Genomic DNA, 15,985 nt, shown 5'->3' with positions numbered 1-15,985 from the left:
GCACCGTGCGCAGGCGGCTCGGCCCCGCCTCCCTGACCACGGCGACGTGGGTGGTCGCCATCCTGTTCGTGTTCCCGCTGATCTGGATGGTGCTGACCGCGTTCAAGCAGGAGGCCGACGCCTACACCGATCCGCCGCGGATCGCGTTCACCCCGACGCTGGACCAGTTCGCGAGCATCTTCGAGCGCGGGTTCCTGCCCTACCTGGGCAACTCGGCGTTCGTGACGATCCTGTCCACGCTGATCGTGCTGCTCCTGGGCGTGCCGGCGGCCTACGCGCTGTCGCTGGCCCCGGTGCCCAAGACCAGCAACGTGCTCGGGTTCTTCCTGTCCACGAAGATGCTGCCGATCGTCGCCGCGATCATCCCGCTGTACGTCATCTCGCAGCGCACGCAGCTGCTGGACAACGTGTGGGCGCTGGTCATCCTCTACACGGCGATGAACCTGCCGCTGGCGATCTGGATGATGCGCTCGTTCTTCCTCGAGGTGCCCACCGAGATGATCGAGGCCGGGCGCGTCGACGGGGCGAACCTCCCGACCCTGCTGTACCGGGTGATCCTGCCCGTGGTCGCGCCCGGCATCGCGGCGACCGCGTTGATCTGCGTCATCTTCTCGTGGACCGAGTTCTTCTACGCGGTCAACCTGACCGCGGCGCGGGCCGGCACGGTGCCGGTGTTCCTCGTCGGGTTCATCACCAGCGAGGGCCTGTACTGGGCGCAGCTGTCCGCGGCCGCGCTGCTGGCCTCGCTGCCGGTGATGATCGTCGGGTGGATCGCGCAGAACCACCTGGTCCGCGGCCTGTCGATGGGCGCGGTGAAGTAGCTACTCCTGCAGGGACAGCGCCATGGCGGGGCACAGCTTGACGGCCTCGCGGGCGCTGTCCAGCTGCGCTCCCTCGGGGTGCTCGACCAGGACCACGACCGTGCCGTCGTCGTCCTGGTCGAACACCTCCGGTTCGGTCAGGACGCACTGGCCCGCGCCGATGCAGAGATCGGTGTCCGCGACGATGCGCATGGCTCCTCCTACCAGGTCACCGGGAACTCGTGAATACCGTAGACGCTCGCGTCGTCCTTGAACGGCAGGGAGTCCAGTGGCACGGCCGGGCGCAGGCCGGGGACCTTCCGGAACAGCGTGTCGAACACGATCTGCAGCTCCATCCGGGCGAGGTTCTGGCCGAGGCACTGGTGCGCGCCGAATCCGAACGCCAGGTGGTGCCGCGCGCCACGCTCGATGTCCAGCTCCTCGGGGTGGTCGAACGCGTCCGGGTCGCGGTTGGCGAGGTTGGTCAGCGGCACCACGCCCTCGCCGGCCCTGATCAGGACGCCGCCGATCTCCACGTCCTCGACCGCGACGCGGGAGGCCGCGAACTCGGCGATCGTGAAGTACCGCAGCAGTTCCTCGACCGCGGGCAGGGTCTTCGACGGGTCCTGCCGGATCTTCTCGATGTCCTCCGGGTGTTCCAGGAACGCCATGGTGCCCAGCGAGATCATGTTCGCCGTGGTCTCGTGGCCCGCGATGAGCAGCAGGAACGCCAGGCTCACCAGCTCCTCGCGGTCGTCCTGCTTGTCGAGCTGGCGGCTGAGCAGGTCGTCGGCGGGCGCCTTCGCCTTCTGCTCGATCAGGTCCGCGAGGTAGTCGCGCAACGCGTCGATGGAGGCTTTGCGCTCCAGCGGTGGGGTGACCCGGCTGATCAGGCGCGACGAGTGCAGCTGGAAGAACTCGTGGTCGGCGTAGGGCACGCCGAGCTGCTCGCAGATGACCAGTGACGGCACCGGCAGGGAGAGCGCTTTCACCAGATCGGCCGGCTTGGGGCCGGCGAGCATCGCGTCGATGTGCTGGTCGACGATCTCCTGGATGCGCGGGCGCAGCGCCGCCATGCGCCGCACCGTGAACTCGCCGACCACCTTGCGCCGCGCCGGGCCGTGCTCCGGCGGGTCCATGCCGATCAGCGACGCGCGGAACGTGGTGTTCAGGCGCTGCCCCTTGACCAGCAGCGGGAACTTCGGGTGGCGCCGGTCGGAGCTGAACCGCGGGTCGGTCAGCATCGTCCGGATGTCCTCGTGCCGGGTGAGCGCCCAGGCCGGCTCGCCACTGGGCAGGGTCACGCGCTGGACCGGCGCCTCCTCCCGCAGCCTGCGGTGCTCGTCCGGTGGCCCGTAGGGACAGCCGCGGGTGATGGGCAGTGTGGCGGGAAGCTGAGCGGTCACGGTTCCACCCCAATCCGGACAAAATGTGGAAGGATGTCGTCCACTTATTGCTCAACGTACTGATGTGGAAGCTTTTCGTCCACGTACGTTCGGGTGAGAGAATCTGGCGGGGGTCACGGAGAGGAACGACATGACGGCTTCGGAGACCCGGCTGCGCGCGGACGCCCGGCGCAACCGCGACCAGATCGTCGCCACCGCCCGCCAGGTGTTCGCCGCCGCGGGGCCGGACGTGCCGATGGAGGAGATCGCGCGTACCGCCGGGGTCGGCGTCGGCACGCTCTACCGGCGGTTTCCCGACCGGGAGGCGCTGATTCGGGCCGTGGCGCGGGAGAGCTTCGCGCAGGTCCTCGCCGACGCGCGGGAGGCGGCGGCCGAGGAGCCGACGGCGTGGGACGCGCTGGTGCGCCTGGCCGGCCGGTCGCACCAGCTGCAGGCGAGCGTCCAGCTCGCGCTGGTCTCCGAGCGGGCCAGGGAGATCCTCAAGGGCGACCGGCAGACCGCGGAGTTCCGCGACGCGCTGCTGGCCGAACTGGACGCGATCGTCCGCGCGGCGCAGGCCGAGGGATCGGTGCGCGCCGACATCGGCACCGGGGACGTCGCCATCCTGTTGTCGCTGGTCCTGCGCCGGCCGTCGGCCGTGGACGACCCCACGTTGCTGGCCTCCGAGCGCGTGGCGGTCCTCATGCTCGACGGACTGCGAGCGCGTCCCGGCAGCCCGTTGCCCGGGCGCCCGATCACCGGCGAGGACCTCCAAATCCATTGACGGGTACCGGTATGGTGCTCGCGATGGTGCTGCCTCCGCCCCGCCTCGACCTGGCGCGCTACCGCGCCCCGGTCTGGGCCGGTGTGCCCGCGCGGGCCGGGCGGAAGGTGCGGCTGCGGGTGGTCACGCCGGCCGATCAGCGCAGGCTGGCGGGGTTCGACCGGGAGGCGGCCGACACGCGGCGCGTCGGTGAGTACCGGCACTGGGCGGCCCACCGCGCCGAGGCGGATTTCCACTTCGCGATCGAGACCCTGCGGGGCGGGCTGGTGGTCGGCTCGCTCTCGGCCACCGAGGCGGACTCGCCGGACCGCTTCAGCTACGGCATCGGGATCGGCCCGCAGCACCGGCGGTGCGGCTACGCGGGCGACGCGGTGATCACGTTGCTGCGCTTCATGTTCGGTGAGCGCGGCTACCGCAAGTGCGAGGTCAGCATCTACGGCGGCAACGTGGCGTCGCTGTCGCTGCACGCGAGGCTCGGCTTCCGCGAGGAGGGCCGGCTCCGCGACACCGAACTGTCCCGCGACGGCGTCAAGTACCTGGTGCTGATGGGCATCACGGACACCGCGTTCGCGGAGATCCACCCGGACTTCCCGGCCGCCGAGGTGCGCGGCCGCCACTGGCGCCCCCGCGGCCGCCACCGCGACCGCTGAGCCCGCCGAGGGCTTGCTTGGCGGGGTAGTCACCGGGGGTCGCTGGGCCACCCGGCCCCGCCGCGGCTCGCGTTCCGCGCGGGTCGTCCCCGCGACCGCTGACCTCGTCTGGCGAGGCCGCGGGGCGCGGCAGCCACCGGGACCGCCGGGCCACCCGACCCCACCGCGACTTGCGCTTCCGCGCGGGTGGCCGGGCCACGGAGGTGCGGGCCATCCCCGCGACCCGTTGAGCCCAGCCGAGGGCTTGCGTGGCGGGGCCATGACGCGGTGGTCACCGTCCCGCCGGGCCACCCGTCTCCACCGCGGCTCGCGCTTCTGCGCGGCGGCCCGCCCGCTGAGGTGCGGGGCCGCCACGGGCGCCCCCGCGGCCGCCACCGGGACCGCTGAGCCCGCCGAGGGTTTGCTTCGGGGCGCGGCGGTCACCGTGACCGCCGGGCTACCGACCCCGCCGATGGCTTGCGCGGCGCCTGGCGCAAGCGACCCCGCGACCGGCCGCGTCCTCCGGGGCCCGGCCCCGCCGCGAGTCGCGGCCCGGTGGGTTCACGCCCGTCGGTTCCTGCCGAGTCGCGGCAGCTTCCCCGCGCCGAAGCCGTGGGGAGGCCACTCGCGACCCCGCGACCGTCAGACACCCATCGGGTGCCAGACCGTCTTTGCCTCCAGGTAACGCCGTAGCCGGGTGATGTCCGGCCGCTGCGTCCAGTCCGGCTCCTCCGCCGGCACCGCCAGCACCCGCTTCACCGTGCCCGCCGCCTCCCGGGCCAGCTCCGCCCGCGCCTCCACATCGGCGCCCGTCGGGTCCAGGGCGTTCACGTCGCCGTGCGAGGCCAGCCACGGCCCCAGCTCCGCGGCCCGCCCGGTGAGGATGTTCGCCACCCCGCCCGGCAGGTCCGACGTCGCTAGCACCTCCGACAACGTGATCGCCGGCAGCGGCCGCTCCGCGCTGCTCACCACGACCGCCGTGCACCCCGTGGCCAACGCCGGCGCGAGCACGCTCACCAGTCCGAGCAGCGACGACTTCTGCGGCGCGAGGATCCCGACCACCCCGGCCGGCTCCGGCACGGTGAACGAGAAGTACGGCCCGGCCACCGGGTTCGCCGCGCCCAGCACGCTCGCCACCTTGTCCGTCCACCCCGCGTACCAGACCCAGCGGTCGATCGCGGCGTCCACGACCGCCTCGGCGCGACGCCCGGACAACCCCTCGGCCGCCCCGACCTCGGCGACGAACTGGTCGCGGCGCCCCTCCAGCATCTCCGCGACCCGGTACAGCACCTGTCCGCGGTTGTACGCGGTCGCGCCCGACCAGCCGCCGAACGCCTTGCGCGCGGCCACCACCGCGTCGCGGACGTCCTTGCGTGACGCGTGCGCCGCATGAGCCAGGAAGTTCCCCTTGCTGTCGCTCACCGGGTACACCCGGCCGGACTCCGAGCGCGGGAACTTGCCGCCGATGAACAGCTTGTACGTCTTCGCGACGGTCACCCGCTCAGACATCGAGGTATCCCTCCAGACCCGTGCGGCCACCCTCGCGGCCGAAGCCCGACTCCTGGTAGCCACCGAACGGCGCCACCGGGTCGAAGCGGTTGAACGTGTTGGCCCAGACCACCCCGGCACGCAGCCGGTTCGCCATCCACAGGATCCGCGAGCCCTTCTCGCTCCAGATCCCGGCGGACAGCCCGTAGGGCGTGTTGTTGGCCTTCGCGACCGCCTCGTCCGGCGTGCGGAAGGTGAGCACCGACAGCACCGGCCCGAAGATCTCCTCGCGCGCGATCCGCATCGACTGGTGCACCCCGGAGAACACCGTGGGGGCGAAGAAGAACCCGCGGCCGGGCACCGGGCACGGGCTGGTCCACCGCTGCGCGCCCTCGGCCTCGCCGGAGTCGGCCAGCTCGCGGATCTTGCCCAGCTGCTCGGCCGAGTTGATCGCGCCGACGTCGGTGTTCTTGTCCAGCGGATCACCCAGCCGCAGCGTCGAGATCCGGTACCGCAGCTTGTCCAGCAGCTCGTCGGCCACGGACTCCTGCGCGAGCAGCCGCGAGCCGGCGCAGCACACGTGACCCTGGTTGAAGAAGATGCCGTTGACGATGCCCTCGACGGCCTGGTCCAGCGGCGCGTCGTCGAACACCACGTTCGCCGCCTTGCCGCCCAGCTCCAGCGTGAGCCGTTTGGGCGTGCCCGCGACCTGGCGCTGGATCAGCTTGCCGACCTCGGTCGACCCGGTGAACGCGATCTTGTCCACCCCCGGGTGCCCGACCAGCCGCGCGCCCACGTCACCGGCGCCCGGCAGGATGTTCACCACGCCCGGCGGCAGCCCGGCCTGCTGGCAGATCTCGCCGAACACCAGCGCGGTGAGCGGGGTCGTCTCGGCCGGCTTGAGCACCACCGTGTTGCCGGTGGCCAGCGCGGGCGCGATCTTCCAGGCCAGCATCAGCAGCGGGAAGTTCCACGGGATGATCTGCCCGGCCACGCCCAGCGGCTTCGGATCCGGGCCGAAGCCGGCGTAGTCGAGCTTGTCGGCCCAGCCCGCGTGGTAGAAGAAGTGCGCGGCGACCAGCGGCAGGTCCGAGTCGCGGGACTCCTTGATCGGCTTGCCGTTGTCCAGCGTCTCCAGCACCGCCAGCTCCCGCGAGCGCTCCTGGATCAGCCGCGCGATGCGGAACAGGTACTTCGCGCGCTCGCTGCCCGGCATCGGGCCCCACGTCTTCTCGAACGCCTTGCGCGCGGCCTTGACCGCGGTGTCGATGTCGGCGGCGCTGGCGGTGGAGACTTCGGCGAGGACCTCCTCGGTCGCCGGGTTGACGGTCTTCAGCGGTTCGCCGCCGCCGTCGACGAACTCGCCGTCGATGAACGGCCGGTAGCTCGGCTTGAGGTTCGCCAGGTCGCGCGACTCGGGCGCGGGCGCGTACTCGAAGGCAGGCATCAGTCCACCGCCACGTAGTCGGGGCCGCTGTAGTGGCCGTCGTGCTGGGTGCGCCGCTGCAGCAGCAGGTCGTTGAGCAGGCTGGAGGCGCCGAACCGGAACAGCTCCGGGGTGAGCCACTGCTCGCCGGCGACCTCGTGCACGGCCACCAGGTACTTGATCGCGTCCTTGGTGGTGCGGATGCCACCGGCCGGCTTGACGCCACGCAGCTCGCCGGTCGCGGTGAACCAGTCGCGCACGGCCTGCAGCATCACGTGCGTGACCGGCAGGGTCGCGGCGGGGGAGACCTTGCCGGTGGAGGTCTTGATGAAGTCGCCACCGGCCAGCAGGGCCAGCCAGGACGCGCGGCGCACGTTGTCGTAGGTGACCAGCTCGCCGGTCTCCAGGATGACCTTCAGGTGCGCGGTGCCACACGCGGCCTTGATGGCCTGGATCTCCTCGAACACCGCGCCGTACCGGCCTTCGAGGAAGGCACCGCGGTCGATCACCATGTCGACTTCCGTGGCGCCGGACTCGACCGCCAGCGCCACGTCGGCCAGCTTCACCTGGCGGGACGACCGGCCGGAGGGGAAGGCGGTGGCGACGCTCGCGACACCGATGTCCGTGCCCTTGAGCCCTTCGACGGCCGTCGCGACGAGGTCCGGGTACACGCACACCGCGGCGACCTGCGGCGTGTCCGGGCGGTCCGGGTCGGGACGCCGGGCCTTCGCGGTCAGCGCGCGGACCTTGCCGTGCGTGTCGGCGCCCTCGAGCGTGGTCAGGTCGACCATCGAGATCGCGGTGTCGATGGCCCAGAGCTTGCTGGACTTCTTGATGCTGCGGGTCGCCAGGGCGGTGGCCCGGGCCTCGACCCCGACCTGGTCCACGCCGGGCAGGCCGTGCAGGAAGCGCCGGAGGCTCGCGTCGTCGCGGGTGGCGTCGGCGAGAGCGGCCGGCAGGGTGGGTGCGCTCACCCCGTAGAGGCTAGTACCGGACCGCGCCCCCGTGCGGAGACGCGGTCCGGTCGGGACTACGGCGTTTGCCCGGCCTCGTCGACGAGCCCGGTGGCGAGCAGTGCCTTACCCGCTGCCCGGCCGTCGTGCGAGGTCGTGGTCCAGCCGAGGACCTGGTAGGTGTCCCGGTCGAAGACCAGCGTGGTCATGTCACCGGCGTTGGTGGTGGTGCGCGTCACGCCGAGCCCGTGCCGGCCCGAAACGTCCCACATGTCGTCGATCAGTTGCACCCCGGGCACCGTGGCGGCGACGCGGTAGAGCGCGGCCTTGAGGTCGGGCGGGGCCGCGCCGTCGACGAGGTGCGCGATCATCTGGAAGGCCCACTGGTCGACCGTGTAGAGGTTCTGGACGCCCAGCCGGTCCAGATCACCCTGGACCTGCCGGTAGATCTCCGCGCGCAGCGCCGCCGGGTCGGTCGGCAGGGTCTCCAGGTAGTCGTAGCTCTGGTTGTACAGCGACGGCTCACCGACTTCGGGAATCACGCCGCGCCAGGGCGCCGCCCGCTCGTCCCGGACCTCCGCCTCGGAGCCGTCCGTCTTCACCCAGGTGTCGACGCGCTTGGGCCGCGTGTCTTCGCTGGAGACGGTCACCGAGCTGGTGTAGGTCCAGTCGCCGTGCCCGGCGGGCGCGGCGGCGGCCGCGTCCGCAGCCAGGGAGAGCACCGTCGCCGCGGTGGCGGGTGGCGCTCCCGGCCCGGAGATGCCCACCATGACGGCGACCGCGGCGGCCGCCGCGACGGCGGCGCCGGAGATCGCCAGGCGCGGCCTGAACCGGGGTCGCACGGCCCGGACCGGCGCCGGGTCGGCGGCCCGTTCCAGGATCGCCATCCGGTGCCTGCTCAGCACGACGGGGTCCGGCTCGGCGACGTCCGGCCGGAGGCGGGTGATCAGGTCGAGGTCATTCATCGTTGTCCTCCATGGGAAGCGCGGCCCGCATCTTCGTGCGGGCGCGGTGCAGGCGGGAACGGACCGTGCCGATCGGGATGTCCAGCGCCAGTGCCACCTCGTCGTAGGACAGGTGCTCCCACGCGACGAGGAGCAGGACGTCCCGTTCCGGTGCGGAAAGCCGGGCGATGGCCTGCCCGAGTGGCTGGGCCGCGGCGCTGACCCGGTCGGAGACCACGTCGTCGTGGTTCTCCTCGTGCGGGGCGGGGCCGGTTCTGGCCAGTGCCCGCAACCGCCGGGCTTCGGTCCGCCGGTGCCTGCTGATCAGATGGGTCGCGATGCCGTAGAGCCACGGCAGCGCGCTCGGGTGGCTGACGTCGAAACGCCGCCGCTTGTCGAACGCGACGAGCATCGTCTGGCCGGTCAGGTCGTCGGCGAGTTCGCTGCCGACCCGGCGGGCCAGGAAGCGGTGCACCGTCGCGGCGTGCCGGTCGAAGATGAGTGCGAAGGCGTCGGCGTCGAACCAGGAGCGTTCGATGATTCCGGCGTCGCTTTCGGTCCGCGCGGACGCGAAGGTCATCGGGCGCCTCCCTCCGGAGGGACGGGTGATCTTGTCACCCTCTATTCGCCCGGCGCGGTGATTGGGTTCGCGCTAGTTCTTCCGCGGTTTGCGCACGACCGTGACCGCGCCCCAGAACGCGAGCCCGGTGACCTTGACGACCGGCGCGCCCGGCGGCGGGGGCTGCGTGGACGCGCCCTCGCGGTCCTGGCTCTCGAAGGCGCCCATGAACCCGACGCCGGTGACCTCGACGATGATGTCGTTGGGCACCACGATGTCGATGCCGCCCATCACCGCGACGGCCGTGATGGTGGTGTGCCGTTCAGCGAACCGGGCGCCGCGCAGGTCCATCTCGACGCTGCCCCAGAACGCGACGCTGGTGTGCTCCGGCGGCACCGTCCACGGACCCTTGCGGGTGACGCCGGACATCACCGCGACGGAGACCTTCGAGCCGGGCACGCCACCGATGCGGTGGTCCGGGGTGAGGGCGCGGGGAGCGGCCGGCTGCACGGCGGCCGACGGCACGCCCGGCAGGTCCGCGACCGGCGGCTCCAGTTCGGCGAGCGTCTTGGCGGCGTACACGGTGTCGAGCCGCTCTTCCAGCTCCTGCACGGTGATCCGGCCCTCGGCGAGCGCGTTGTGCAGGACCTGCGCGACCCGTTCGCGGTCCGCGTCGGAAGCCCGCATCGGCGGGCGCTCGGGAGTCCCAGGCTGTTCCACGGCGCGAGCGTACCGAGCCGCGGCCCATGTGCGGCGGGTTTTCGCCGGTGCCGATCGGCTACCGTGACGCGTCATGGACGTGCTTGTCGTCGATCATCCGCTGGCCAAGGCCAGGCTGTCGACCATGCGTGACGCCCGCACGGACAGCGCGGCCTTCCGGGCGGCCCTGCACGAGCTGACCGTCATGCTGATCTACGAGGCCACCCGCGAGGCGCCGGTCCGCACCGAGCGCATCCACACGCCGGTCGCCCGCACCGACGCCGTCCGCCTGGCGAACCCGCCGCTGCTGGTGCCCGTCCTGCGCGCCGGGCTGGGCATGGCCGACCAGGCGCACAAGCTGATCCCCGAGGCGCAGATGGGTTTCGTCGGCCTGGCGCGCGACGAGGAGACCCTCCAGCCGACGCCGTACATGGAGTCGCTGCCCGACGACCTGTCCGACCGCCCGGTGCTCGTGCTCGACCCGATGCTCGCCACCGGCGGCTCGATGGAGTACACGATCCGGCTGCTCACCGGCCGCGGTGCCACCGACGTCACCGCGATCTGCGCGCTGGCCGCGCCGGAGGGGCTCAAGCACCTGGAGGACTCCGGCCTGCCGGTCCGCGTGGTCACCGCGAGCGTCGACGAGAGGCTCAACGACTCCGGCTTCATCGTCCCCGGCCTCGGCGACGCGGGGGACCGCCAGTACGGTGCCCGCTGACCCGTACTGGAACACCAACGTCGCCCGGCACCGGGACATCCTGCGCGCCGTGCCGGACGGCTGTGGCGACGCCCTGGACGTCGGCTGCGGCGACGGGCTGCTCGCGCGGAAGCTGACCGCGCGGGCGAAGCGCGTCACCGGGATCGACAGCTCGCCGGAGATGATCGCCCGCGCCTGGCAGCAGGGCGGTGGTCCCGAGTTCGTCGAGGGCGACTTCCTCACCGCCGACCTCCCCGCTGAGGGCTACGACTTCGTCTGTTCGGTCACGGCGATCCACCACATGGACTTCGCAGGGGCCCTCACCCGCATGCGCGACCTGCTGCGCCCCGGCGGCACCCTCGTCGTGGTCGGTTTCGCCCGGGAAGCGACCGTGGCGGACTGGGCGATGTGGGCCGCCGCCACTCCCGTCGTGCGGACCGTCAAGGTGCTGCGCGGCGCGAGCGGCCCGCCGGGCATGCCCACGGCCGATCCGGTGATGAGCTACCGCCAGGTCCGGGACACGGCCGGGCGAATACTGCCCGGCGTGCGCTACCGGCGCCACGTGCTCCGCCGCTACTCCCTGACCTGGGTCAACCGCCACCCATCCGCATGAGCGCGCAGCGCCGCCTCGTAGGAGCCGGCCACGTCGAAGCCGGGCGGCAGGTTCCCGTTCAGCTCCAGCGACACCAGCCCGTGCACGATGCCCCACGCGCTGACCGCGATCACCTCGGGCGCGACCGGCTGGAACAGCCCGGCCCCGATCGCCGCGCGGACGGTGTCGACCAGCGGCGCGAGCGACTCCCGCGCGACCCGCGACGCCTCCGGGTCCGGCTCGAACCCGGGCACCGCCTTGGTGAACATGATCGAGTACAGGTGCGGGTCGGCCAGCGCGCTCTCCCGGTAGGCCAGCCCGAGCCGCACGAAGTCCTCCACCGGGTCGCCGGACCGCTCGATCCCGCGCAACCGCGCCCCGAACCGCCGGAACCCCTCCTGGTAGACGGCGTTGACCAGCTCGGGCTTGCCGCCGAACAGCGAGTACACGGCGGTGGTCGAGGTGCCCGCGTCGGCGGCGAGCTTGCGCAGGCTGAGCGCCTTCGGCCCGTCCGTGGACAGCAGCTCACCGGCCCGGTCGAGCAGTTTCAGCCGGAGCGCCTCGTCGTGGGTGCGCGGTCGTGCCATGGGCCCAGGCTATCGCGACAGTGTTATCAATCGCCGGATCAGGATTTGACCTGGAGTGCACTCCAGGTCGTAGTGTCGGCACCATGAGCTACTCGATAGCGGAAGCCGCACGTCGCAGCGGGCTGTCGATCGACACCCTCCGCTACTACGAGCGCATCAAACTCCTCGAACCGCCCGCCCGGGACGCCGCGGGCAGGCGGGCCTACTCCGACGACGACCTCGCGTGGCTGGAGTTCCTCACCAAGCTCCGCACCACGGGTATGCCGATCAAGATGATGCGGGAGTACGCGCAGCTGCGGTCCGCCGGTGACGCCGGCGCCGGCCGCCGCCGGGCCATCCTGGTCGAGCAGCGCCGGTCGGTCGCCGAACGCATCGCCGAGCTGCAGGCCTGCATGGACGTCCTCAACTACAAGATCGAGAACTACGACCGGATCTGCGCGCTCATCCCGGGCGCCGCCGGCGTGGTCCGGGAGGAGATCTCCGCGTGATCCCGACCAGGAAGCTGGGCGAACTGGAGGTCGGCGCGCAGGGCCTCGGCTGCATGGGCATGAGCCAGGCCTACGGCGTGCGCGACGACGACGCGGAGTCGATCGCGACGATCCACCGCGCGCTCGAACTGGGCGTGACGCTGCTGGACACCGCGAACGTCTACGGCACCGGCGCCAACGAGGAGCTGGTCGGCCGCGCCATCGCCGGCCGGCGCGACCAGGTCGTGCTGGCCACGAAGTTCGGCATCGTCCTCGGCGCCGAGGGGCAGCAGGTGCGCGGTGACGCCGCCTACGTCCGCCAGTGCCTCGAAGAGTCGCTGCGCCGCCTTGGCGTCGACCACATCGACCTCTACTACCAGCACCGGGTCGACCCGGACGTCCCGGTCGAGGAGACCTGGGGCGCGCTGTCCGAGCTGGTCGCCGAGGGCAAGGTGCGCCACCTGGGCATCTCCGAAGCGTCCGCGGACACGATCCGCCGCGCCCACGCGGTCCACCCGGTCACCGCGCTGCAGAGCGAATGGAGCCTGTGGACCCGCGGTATCGAGGACGAGATCGTGCCCACCTGCCGCGAGCTGGGCATCGGGATCGTGCCGTTCTCGCCGCTCGGCCGCGGTTTCCTGACCGGCAGCATCACGACGGCGGCGGAGCTGCCCGCCGACGACATGCGCCGCAAGCTGCCGCGCTTCGCCGAGGGCAACCTGGACCGGAACCTGCGCATCGTCGAGGCGCTGCGGAAGCTGGCGGCGGAGAAGGGCGTGACCGCCGGGCAGCTGGCGCTCGCCTGGGTGCAGCACCAGGGTGCGGACGTCGTCCCCATCCCCGGCACCAAGCGCCGCACCTACCTGGCGGAGAACGTCGCCGCCGCGACGCTCGAACTGTCCGAAGAGGACATCCGGAGCATCGAGGCGGCCGTCCCCGCGGACGCCGTGGCGGGCGAGCGCTACCCGGCGGCGCTGGCCCGCAACGTCGGCAAGTGAGGGCGGTGGCCGCTCAGGCCACCGCCACCCCGGCCGCGGTCGTGATCATCGCCGCGGCGAGCAGCACCGCGCCGCCGACGGTGACCCCGTGCGCGAGCGGCTTCCGCCCCGGCAGCAGGTTGAGGAACATGCCGCCGGACTGCGCCAGGATCCCGATCAGCAGCAGGACGCTGACCACCCACTGCCCGGCGGCGCCGAGCCCGCCCGCGGCGACGAGTTGCAGGGTGATCAGCGCCAGCACGAGCAGCACACCGGCGTGCGCGTGCCCGGCGCGGAAGGAGGCCCGTTGCTCCTCGGTGAGCCTGCGCTTGCGGAGCAGGGCGAGCAGCGAGTACCCGCCGAACATCACGGTCGGCAGCGAGACCAGCGCGATCACGGTGAACAGCTGGGTGGGACCGGACAGGACGACCATCGCGAACTTCCTCTCTGGGGAGATCCACGACTATCGTAACAGTGTTACGTAACTCTGTTATTCCATCAGCCCGGCGGCCACCGTGGCGCCGAGTTCCCAGCACTTCTCCAGATCGGCCTTCGACGGTTCCCCGGTCACGGTGACGAACTGCGCCGCCTTCTCCCAGCCGAGCCCGGTGGTGATCGACTCGATGCCGCGGACCGTCCCGGAGACGTCGCTGCCGCCGTGCACGTAACACCCGAACGGGCGGCCCCGCGTGGAATCGAGGCACGGGTAGTAGACCTGGTCGAAGAAGTGTTTGAGCGCGCCCGCCATGTATCCGAGGTTGGCGGTGGTGCCGAGCAGGTAGCCGTCCGCCTCCAGGACGTCGGTGGCGGTGGCCGCGAGGGCCGCCCGCCGCACGACGGTCACCCCTTCGATCTCGTCGGTGGTCGCGCCGGAGACGACGGCCTCGAACATGGCCTGCACGTTCGGCGAGGGCGTGTGGTGCACGATCAGCAAGGTGGGCACGCCTGACGAGCGTGCCGTGGTCAGCGCGCCGGTGCAACCGTGCCGAGGAGCTTGAGCAGCTGTAGCGCCTCGTGCCCCGGGCTGCCGGGCTCGGCGGTGTAGAGGATGACCCGCTGGTCGCGGTCGCAGACGAGCAGCACCTCGCACTCGACCTGGAACCGGCCCACGCGCGGGTGGTGCAGCGTCTTGGTGCGGCCGCGCCACCCGATCACGTCGTGCCGGGCCCACAGCTCGCGGAACTCCGGGCTGCCCGCCAGCAGGTCCTCGATCAGCTCGCGCAGCCCCGGGTCGTCGGGGTACTTCGCGGCGGCTGCGCGCAGTTCCGAGGCGAGGTTGATGCCGAACTGCTCCCAGGTGTCCGGGTAGCGGCCGGTGCCGGGCCGGAGGAACCGGTCGCGCGCGAGGTTGCGCTCCCGGGGCGGCAGGGCGAAGAGGTCGTCGAAGATGACGGCGGCCAGCGGGTTCCAGGCCAGCACCTCGTACTTGACGTCGACGACCATCGCGGCGGCGTCGTCGAGCCGGTCCAGCAGGTGCCGGATCCCGGACGGCACGTCGGGGGAGGGGCCGGCCGGCCCGGGCTGCTCCCCGGCGAGGCGGAACAGGTGCGCGCGCTCGACGTCGGACAGGCGCAGCGCCCGCGCGATCCCGGACAGGACCGGCCGCGACGGCTGCGGACCGCGGGCCTGTTCGAGGCGCGCGTAGTAGTCCGTGGAGATCGCGGCGAGCGAGGCGACCTCCTCCCGCCGCAGGCCAGGGGTGCGCCGCCGCAATCCGGTGGGCAGCCCGACGTCGGCCGGCCGGAGCCGCTCGCGCCTGGTGCGCAGGAACTCCCCGAGTTCTCGCCTGTCCATGCCTCCAGTGTCCGGGACCCCGAACGCCGGTATCCAGGGACCACGAGTCCCCGGTTGCGCCGTCTCTGCCGCGACCGCTCCCGGCCGCCGAGGGTGGAGGCGTGACAGACACGAAGATCGCCCTCGTCACCGGGGCGAACAAGGGGATCGGCAAGGAAATCGTCCGGCAGCTGCTGGCTGCGGGGGTCACGGCGATCGTCGGGGCACGGGACCCGGAGCGCGGCCGGAAGGCGGCCGAGGAGCTGGGTACGACGTCGGTGGTCATGGACGTCACGGACCAGGCGTCGGTGGACGCCGCGGCCAAGACCGTGGAGCAGCAGTACGGCCGGCTGGACATCCTGATGAACAACGCGGGCGTCGCCCTGGACTGGGGACGAGAGCGTCCGTCCGAGTTGTCCGCCGACGTGGTCCGCGAGATCTACGAGACCAACGTCTTCGGGGTCATCCGCGTGACCAACGCGTTCCTCCCGCTGCTGCGGAAGTCCGAGCGGCCGCGGATCGTGAACACCTCCAGCTCGCTGGCGTCCGTCTCTCTGCAGGCCGACCCGGACTCGCCCCAGTCGGGGGTGCTCCTCCTCGGCTACAACTCGTCGAAGTCGGCGCTGAACGCGGTGAGCCTCTCCTACGCCAACGACCTCCGGGCGGAGGGGATCACGGTGAACGTGTTCGAGCCGGGGTTCTGCTCGACCGATCTGAACGACCACGCGGGGCAGCTCGATCCGGCCCAGGGAGCCGCGGTCGGGGTCGCCGTCGCGCTGGCGCCCGGAGAGGGCGGCACGGCGCAGTTCCACGCCGAGGGCGGTTTCCTGCCTTGGTAGGCAGTTGATCAGCGCTTTTACCGTTAAGGGACCCCCCTGTTCGGACCCCATTCCGGGGCATGTAATCTTCTCTTCGTCGCCAGGGAGACCGGGCCGGCGGGGAGAAAAAGCCCCAAGGGAACGGGATCCGGGCGGGGGGTCACGAACCAAGCTCCCACCGATGGTGGTAGAGTGGGTGACCGCCGCCGGACGAAACCACAGTGTAATCGGAGTTGTGAGACTTCGTGTCGCTGGTTGGTCGTCGGGTGACACAACAAAACGTGTTGTTTGAGAACTCAACAGTGTATTGATGAGCTAAAGCCAGTTGATTAGCTAGAACCCTTTGTGGGTTCCTTTGAGGCTATGAATCATAGCCGGATCGATTTTCTAGCATTGTTGGAGAGTTT

Annotated in this window: 20 protein-coding genes; 8 read left to right on the top strand and 12 right to left on the bottom strand. The window is 71.6% G+C overall.

Going from position 1 to position 15,985, the window contains the following annotated elements; translation table 11 throughout:
- Positions 1-5: 5 nt before the first annotated feature.
- Positions 6-821, top strand: a complete 816-nt coding sequence (locus D0D28_RS19275; protein ID WP_369806769.1) for a carbohydrate ABC transporter permease — start codon at positions 6-8, stop codon at positions 819-821.
- Here D0D28_RS19275 and D0D28_RS19270 read toward each other — a convergent pair whose 3' ends face one another.
- Together D0D28_RS19270 and D0D28_RS19265 are read right to left on the bottom strand one after the other, a co-directional pair.
- On the bottom strand, positions 822-1,013 hold the full coding sequence (locus D0D28_RS19270) for a ferredoxin (protein WP_094004049.1): 192 nt from the start codon (positions 1,011-1,013) through the stop codon (positions 822-824).
- An 8-nt stretch (positions 1,014-1,021) separates the two neighbouring features.
- Positions 1,022-2,206: a cytochrome P450 gene (locus D0D28_RS19265; RefSeq protein ID WP_094004050.1), complete on the bottom strand. Its 1,185-nt coding sequence runs from the start codon at positions 2,204-2,206 to the stop codon at positions 1,022-1,024.
- Positions 2,207-2,336: 130 nt separating this feature from the next.
- Here D0D28_RS19265 and D0D28_RS19260 point away from each other — a divergent pair, with 130 nt between their 5' ends.
- Positions 2,337-2,969 (top strand): TetR/AcrR family transcriptional regulator, encoded by a 633-nt coding sequence (locus D0D28_RS19260; protein WP_116111514.1) that lies wholly within the window; start codon positions 2,337-2,339, stop codon positions 2,967-2,969.
- 11 nt (positions 2,970-2,980) lie between these two features.
- On the top strand, positions 2,981-3,619 hold the full coding sequence (locus tag D0D28_RS19255) for a GNAT family N-acetyltransferase (RefSeq protein ID WP_094004052.1): 639 nt from the start codon (positions 2,981-2,983) through the stop codon (positions 3,617-3,619).
- Between the two features lie 621 nt (positions 3,620-4,240).
- Here the strand turns inward: D0D28_RS19255 and D0D28_RS19250 are convergent.
- The 6 genes from D0D28_RS19250 to D0D28_RS19225 form a co-directional block, all read right to left on the bottom strand.
- A complete protein-coding gene (locus D0D28_RS19250; RefSeq protein ID WP_094004053.1) occupies positions 4,241-5,107 on the bottom strand; it encodes an aldehyde dehydrogenase family protein in 867 nt (288 codons plus the stop codon).
- Positions 5,100-6,533 (bottom strand): aldehyde dehydrogenase family protein, encoded by a 1,434-nt coding sequence (locus D0D28_RS19245; protein WP_116111513.1) that lies wholly within the window; start codon positions 6,531-6,533, stop codon positions 5,100-5,102. Before D0D28_RS19245 ends, D0D28_RS19250 begins: the two co-directional genes overlap by 8 nt.
- Positions 6,533-7,486, bottom strand: a complete 954-nt coding sequence (gene deoC / locus D0D28_RS19240) for a deoxyribose-phosphate aldolase (RefSeq protein WP_094004055.1) — start codon at positions 7,484-7,486, stop codon at positions 6,533-6,535. Before deoC ends, D0D28_RS19245 begins: the two co-directional genes overlap by 1 nt.
- A gap of 56 nt (positions 7,487-7,542) precedes the next feature.
- On the bottom strand, positions 7,543-8,430 hold the full coding sequence (locus tag D0D28_RS19235) for a CU044_5270 family protein (protein ID WP_094004056.1): 888 nt from the start codon (positions 8,428-8,430) through the stop codon (positions 7,543-7,545).
- Positions 8,423-8,989, bottom strand: a complete 567-nt coding sequence (locus D0D28_RS19230; protein ID WP_094004057.1) for an RNA polymerase sigma factor — start codon at positions 8,987-8,989, stop codon at positions 8,423-8,425. The genes D0D28_RS19235 and D0D28_RS19230 overlap by 8 nt, the downstream gene beginning before the upstream one ends.
- 72 nt (positions 8,990-9,061) lie before the next feature.
- Positions 9,062-9,655, bottom strand: a complete 594-nt coding sequence (locus tag D0D28_RS19225; RefSeq protein ID WP_116111512.1) for a DUF1707 SHOCT-like domain-containing protein — start codon at positions 9,653-9,655, stop codon at positions 9,062-9,064.
- A 106-nt stretch (positions 9,656-9,761) separates the two neighbouring features.
- On the opposite strand from D0D28_RS19225, the gene upp reads away from it, so the two are divergent.
- Together upp and D0D28_RS19215 are read left to right on the top strand one after the other, a co-directional pair.
- Positions 9,762-10,385 (top strand): uracil phosphoribosyltransferase, encoded by a 624-nt coding sequence (gene upp / locus D0D28_RS19220; RefSeq protein ID WP_094004059.1) that lies wholly within the window; start codon positions 9,762-9,764, stop codon positions 10,383-10,385.
- Positions 10,375-10,977 carry a class I SAM-dependent methyltransferase gene (locus D0D28_RS19215; protein WP_116111511.1) on the top strand — a complete coding sequence of 201 codons (603 nt, stop codon included), beginning with the start codon at positions 10,375-10,377 and terminating at the stop codon, positions 10,975-10,977. The genes upp and D0D28_RS19215 overlap by 11 nt, the downstream gene beginning before the upstream one ends.
- Here D0D28_RS19215 and D0D28_RS19210 read toward each other — a convergent pair.
- Entirely contained in the window at positions 10,938-11,543 is a 606-nt protein-coding gene (locus D0D28_RS19210) for a TetR/AcrR family transcriptional regulator (RefSeq protein WP_116111510.1), read from the bottom strand. The two genes, D0D28_RS19215 and D0D28_RS19210, sit on opposite strands and share 40 nt — an antisense overlap.
- Before the next feature lie 83 nt (positions 11,544-11,626).
- Here D0D28_RS19210 and D0D28_RS19205 point away from each other — a divergent pair, with 83 nt between their 5' ends.
- Together D0D28_RS19205 and D0D28_RS19200 are read left to right on the top strand one after the other, a co-directional pair.
- Positions 11,627-12,031: a MerR family transcriptional regulator gene (locus D0D28_RS19205; protein ID WP_116111509.1), complete on the top strand. Its 405-nt coding sequence runs from the start codon at positions 11,627-11,629 to the stop codon at positions 12,029-12,031.
- Positions 12,028-13,008: an aldo/keto reductase gene (locus tag D0D28_RS19200; RefSeq protein WP_162831119.1), complete on the top strand. Its 981-nt coding sequence runs from the start codon at positions 12,028-12,030 to the stop codon at positions 13,006-13,008. Before D0D28_RS19205 ends, D0D28_RS19200 begins: the two co-directional genes overlap by 4 nt.
- A gap of 13 nt (positions 13,009-13,021) precedes the next feature.
- On the opposite strand, the gene D0D28_RS19195 is transcribed toward D0D28_RS19200, so the two are convergent.
- Genes D0D28_RS19195 through D0D28_RS19185 form a run of 3 tightly spaced genes read right to left on the bottom strand, consistent with a single transcriptional unit; the run spans position 13,022 to position 14,781 of the window.
- A complete protein-coding gene (locus D0D28_RS19195) occupies positions 13,022-13,420 on the bottom strand; it encodes a hypothetical protein (protein WP_094004063.1) in 399 nt (132 codons plus the stop codon).
- 57 nt (positions 13,421-13,477) lie between these two features.
- The gene (locus D0D28_RS19190) at positions 13,478-13,930 is read right to left on the bottom strand and encodes a flavodoxin family protein (RefSeq protein WP_116111508.1); all 453 of its coding nucleotides are present in this window, start codon (positions 13,928-13,930) and stop codon (positions 13,478-13,480) included.
- A gap of 20 nt (positions 13,931-13,950) precedes the next feature.
- A complete protein-coding gene (locus tag D0D28_RS19185) occupies positions 13,951-14,781 on the bottom strand; it encodes a helix-turn-helix transcriptional regulator (RefSeq protein ID WP_116111507.1) in 831 nt (276 codons plus the stop codon).
- A gap of 101 nt (positions 14,782-14,882) precedes the next feature.
- Here D0D28_RS19185 and D0D28_RS19180 point away from each other — a divergent pair, with 101 nt between their 5' ends.
- A complete protein-coding gene (locus D0D28_RS19180; RefSeq protein ID WP_094004066.1) occupies positions 14,883-15,599 on the top strand; it encodes an SDR family NAD(P)-dependent oxidoreductase in 717 nt (238 codons plus the stop codon).
- Positions 15,600-15,985 lie beyond the last annotated feature (386 nt).

Origin of the sequence: Amycolatopsis ruanii, assembly GCF_003385175.1 — a bacterium.
Lineage (GTDB): Bacteria > Actinomycetota > Actinomycetes > Mycobacteriales > Pseudonocardiaceae > Amycolatopsis_E > Amycolatopsis_E thermalba.
The sequence above is the reverse complement of the archived record's forward strand: the minus strand, read 5'-3'. Positions and strand labels throughout refer to the sequence as shown.

Coding starts and splice junctions, on each gene's coding strand:
- D0D28_RS19255 (WP_094004052.1), top strand. CDS start 2,981: ATGGTGCTCGCGATGGTGCTGCCTCCGCCCCGCCTCGACCTGGCGCGC.
- D0D28_RS19235 (WP_094004056.1), bottom strand. CDS start 8,430: ATGAATGACCTCGACCTGATCACCCGCCTCCGGCCGGACGTCGCCGAG.
- D0D28_RS19250 (WP_094004053.1), bottom strand. CDS start 5,107: ATGTCTGAGCGGGTGACCGTCGCGAAGACGTACAAGCTGTTCATCGGC.
- D0D28_RS19210 (WP_116111510.1), bottom strand. CDS start 11,543: ATGGCACGACCGCGCACCCACGACGAGGCGCTCCGGCTGAAACTGCTC.
- D0D28_RS19205 (WP_116111509.1), top strand. CDS start 11,627: ATGAGCTACTCGATAGCGGAAGCCGCACGTCGCAGCGGGCTGTCGATC.
- D0D28_RS19270 (WP_094004049.1), bottom strand. CDS start 1,013: ATGCGCATCGTCGCGGACACCGATCTCTGCATCGGCGCGGGCCAGTGC.
- D0D28_RS19230 (WP_094004057.1), bottom strand. CDS start 8,989: ATGACCTTCGCGTCCGCGCGGACCGAAAGCGACGCCGGAATCATCGAA.
- D0D28_RS19195 (WP_094004063.1), bottom strand. CDS start 13,420: ATGGTCGTCCTGTCCGGTCCCACCCAGCTGTTCACCGTGATCGCGCTG.
- upp (WP_094004059.1), top strand. CDS start 9,762: ATGGACGTGCTTGTCGTCGATCATCCGCTGGCCAAGGCCAGGCTGTCG.
- D0D28_RS19185 (WP_116111507.1), bottom strand. CDS start 14,781: ATGGACAGGCGAGAACTCGGGGAGTTCCTGCGCACCAGGCGCGAGCGG.
- D0D28_RS19225 (WP_116111512.1), bottom strand. CDS start 9,655: ATGCGGGCTTCCGACGCGGACCGCGAACGGGTCGCGCAGGTCCTGCAC.
- D0D28_RS19260 (WP_116111514.1), top strand. CDS start 2,337: ATGACGGCTTCGGAGACCCGGCTGCGCGCGGACGCCCGGCGCAACCGC.
- D0D28_RS19245 (WP_116111513.1), bottom strand. CDS start 6,533: ATGCCTGCCTTCGAGTACGCGCCCGCGCCCGAGTCGCGCGACCTGGCG.